Below are 3,954 nucleotides of genomic sequence, written 5' to 3'. Positions count from 1 at the left end.
GTCGGAGCGTCCAGCGGCAGGGTCGCCAGGTCGCCGTCGCGGGTCGAGGCGCCCTCACGGGTGCCCAGGACGATCTCAGCGGTGACGTGCTGGGCCCAGCCGGCACCCAGCTGCCACGTGCCCGTGACACGCTCGGCAATGCGGTTCGCCTTGACGCCGGCAGCGCCGAACAGCTTGCGCGTGCGCTCCTTGACGGCCTCGGCCAGGACCGGGCCGAAGGGCTTGTAGCCCTTAGCGGCCTTGTCGACCGTCGCGGACAGGGTGGCCACGTCGGCCTCGCCGGCACCGTCGATGGAGTTCAGGACCAGCTCGGAGGACATGTCCATGAGGAGCTGGTTACGACGCGAGGAGACGCCGTTGGTCAGCGACTCGGTCGTGTCGGTAGCACCGACCTCGTCGATGCGAATCTTCGCGGACAGCGCCAGCAGGGCGCGAATCGCGGAGGACGCCGTGAAGGGCAGATCCGCGACGTCGGCACCCGAGGGACCACCGGTCGCAGCCACGGGGGCGGGGGCCGGAGCGGCCTCGGTCGCGGGGGCGGTGGGAGCGGGCGTGGGGGCAGCCTCGGCGGCGGGAGCCTCTGGGGTGATCTCCTCGTCGTCCTCGTCCTCGATCACGGCGACATCGGTCGCGTAGACGCGGGACTCGTCGCGCTGGACGTTGAAGACATCCACGCGCGAGAGCGCGAACTCGGGGGCGAGCAGAGTACGGGCAGCCAGGTTGGCCAGGGTCGGGGCGGCACCGAGGCCCACCTCGATGACCTGATCGACACCCAGGCCGGCGACGCCGGGGGCGGCCTCTTCGGTCGAGAGCACCGCGCGCTGCGTCTCGATCCAGCGCACCGGGGAGGCAAACTGCCAGCACAGCAGCTCGATGAGCAGCGTGCGGGTCAAGGCACCCGGGTTGGCAAGGGCCGCGTCCCACGCTCCGGGGACCTCAAGCAGCTCGCGCACCGTCTCGGAGGGAACCACGTCGAGGATGGACTGAGCGAACTCACGGGTGAGCTCGAAGGGACGGGCCACCAGGTTGGGGATGTAGCGGCCCACGAGCTTCGCGGGATCGATTTCGGCCGGGATGCGCTCGTCGAGCTTCGTGCGGAAGTCCGCCACACCGCTGCGCAGGACGGTGGAGTGGAAGGGCACGTCGATGCCGGGAACGTACATGAAGGGACGCTTGCCGCCGCGCTCGGCGGCGCGCTTGGTGGCGTCCTCCTCGAGGGCCTTCAGGCCCGCGACCGTACCGGCGACCGCGTACTGTGCGCCGGCCAGGTTGAAGTTCACGATCTGGAGGAACTCACCCGAGGCCTGAGCGATCGAGTCGACGTACTCCACGACGTGAGCATCGTCGACGCCGAACTGGTTGGGACGCAGGGCACCCATGCGGTAGTTCGAACGGCCATTCTCGTCGCGGGGCACGAGCGAGTGCATCGTTGAACCGCGCTGGAAGACCAGGTCGAGGACGGTTTCGAGGGGGAACACTTCCGCGTAAGCTGCCAGCGCGTCGTACTCTCCGAGGGAGTGACCGGCGAAGGCAGCGCCGGGGACCAGGACGCCCTCTTCGCGCATGCGGGCCGTCTGGCCAATCGCCAGCGTGGCGAGCGCGACCTGTGTGAACTGGGTGAGGTTCAGGACGCCCTCGGGGTGACGGTAGGTCACGCCGCGTGCCACGATCTCGGTCGGGTTGTCGCGCACGATAGCGAGGATGGAGAAGCCCATTGCCGAGCGGGTGTGTGCATCCGCGCGACGCCAGACCTCGTCCACGGCCTTGGACTTGGTGCGCTCGTCCAGGCCCATGCCAGCGCTCTGGATGCCCTGGCCGGGGTAGACGTAGGCGACCTTCGGCGCGAAGGTGTAGGCCGATGCGCGCGAGACGACCTGCTTGTTGATGCGGCAGGTGACCTCAAGGGACAGGCCGCCGCCGACAACACGACCCACGCGCTCCACGGTGATCTCGACCTCGTCGTTCAGGTCGACGGTGCCGTACATGTAGTACGTCCAGCCCGCGATCTGGGCACCGCCCTGACCAGCGACGACGGCCTCGGCGGCGTGCTGAGCGGTGGCCGACAGCCACATGCCGTGCACGAGCGGGGCGTCCATCCCAGCGACCTTGGCGGCCGCGTAGGAGGTGTGGATCGGGTTGTAGTCGCCCGAGACAATCGCGAAGGGAGTCATGTCGTCGGGAGCCTTGACACTCACGCGGCGCAGGACCGAGCGGGGCGTGTCAACGACCTCGACCTTGGCACCGCCGAAGGGCGCAGCCTCGGAGGGCGCGCGGTTGCCGGTGGCGCGACCGCGGATCGCGAAGCGCTCCTGCGTGGAGCCCACGTGCTCGCCGTTGGCCTTGAGTTCGAGAGCGACCGTGACGATACGTCCGGAGGATGACTCATCAACGGCGGCCACGTGGCTGGTCACGTCAATCGTGGTGATACCGCGCTCAAGCATCTGCTCGGGCGTGTACTTCAGGGTGATCGAGTGGTCGAGGTGGACGGCGTTGAGGAGGCCCTCAATGACCGGGTAGTCGTTGTGGATGGCCGAACCCAGGGCCGCGTAGATCGCGGGCCAAGCGGGGCCGAGCAGGGCATCGGGTGCCCACGCAGCCAGCTCGTAGTTGGCGGGCAGAGCAGCGCCCGTGGCCTCGGCGTGGTCGAAGCCGAGGGTGGGGGCCAGCGTGAAGGAGTAGTGGGCCTCGCCGAAGACCGACTTGGTGGAGGGAATCATCACGGGCAGCGCGTCCACGGTGTCACCCGCGACGGACACGGAGGTCACGCCGGCGGTCGCCGCGAGCATCGCGTACATGTGCTGGGGCAGCTTGGCCTCGTCGATGACGGGGACGGCGCCGTCTTCACCGGAGATAACCAGCGGGAAGATGAGCTCGCGCACCGCGTGCTTCTCGGCACCACGAGGGTCGTGATCCCACGCCGTGTCCAGGTGGATAACCATGTCCACGCCGGTCTCGGTCGGAATCAGGGAGACGCGCTCCTCATCAAGGATGGAAGCCGGGTTGGTCATGAGGTGACCGGTCCACGAGATGAAGGGGACCTTACGCAGCCATTCCTCGCGGGTGGCGGCGGGCTTGCCGTTGCCCAGGCGAGAAGCGGCCGGGGTTGCCACCACGCCGGAGTTGGCCAGGCGAGAAGCAGCGGCGGCCTCGAAGCGACCCAGAAGGGAGGCGACGGGTTCGTCGACGCGGTCGATGCCGGCCACGGAGACGGGGCCGGGGATGATACGGACCTGGTCGGCGCTGTAGCGCTCGTCCTGTGCCTGCCACAGGCAGTCCTGGCCCCACCAGCGGATGAGGTCGTCGTCCAGGATCGGGACGAAGGGCATCGGCTTGGGGTAGGAGCGGCACAGTGCCGGGAACCACGCGGCGTCGATGGGGGTGACGTGGGTGGTCGCGGCGTTCGGGTAGGCGGCCAGCAGACGGTCGGCGGCGGCGTGTGCGTCGGCGACGTCTTCGACGGTCGGGAAGAGTGTCTCGACCTCGCCGTGGTCCACGGGGGCCAGGCGCGCCTCGACGCGCTGGAGCAGGTCGTGGTAGCGGATCTGCCACGTGGGATCAACCCACGGGTATGACAGCTCGGCGAAGCGGCGCACCCAGGCCTCGTAGGTCATCTCTTCGAGGTCACCGAAGTAGGGCTTGGCCGTGTGGGAGAGAATTTCGACGATCTCGTCCTTGCGGGCGCGCACCTGGGCACCGTCGGAGCCGATCTCGGCGATGATGCGCGCGGCGGCTGCCGCGGCGTTGGAGACTTCGTGCATGTCGGCGCGCAGGTGGGACAAACCAGAGGTCATGCCGCCGCGGGTGACACCCTCGCCGACCCAGCCGGCCAGGTCGTCGTTGTCGGGCACGCCCGGGGTGGCGACGAGGAGTTCCTTGACGGCTTTGGTGGTGTGTGCTTCCTTGGTCGTCATTGCGGCGGTGCCCACGAGGACGCCATCGACGGGCATCGGCGGG

1 protein-coding gene is annotated in these 3,954 nt (G+C 68.9%); it reads right to left on the bottom strand.

Features of this window, described 5'->3' with window-relative positions; translation table 11 throughout:
* A partial coding sequence (locus tag HMPREF1136_RS00790; RefSeq protein WP_034504285.1) for a fatty acid synthase subunit beta domain-containing protein occupies positions 1 to 3,954 on the bottom strand: 3,954 nt, incomplete at both ends.

The sequence above is a fragment of the Actinomyces sp. ICM47 genome, assembly GCF_000278725.1.
In the GTDB taxonomy this organism is placed as follows: Bacteria; Actinomycetota; Actinomycetes; order Actinomycetales; family Actinomycetaceae; genus Pauljensenia.
The sequence above is the reverse complement of the archived record's forward strand: the minus strand, read 5'-3'. Positions and strand labels throughout refer to the sequence as shown.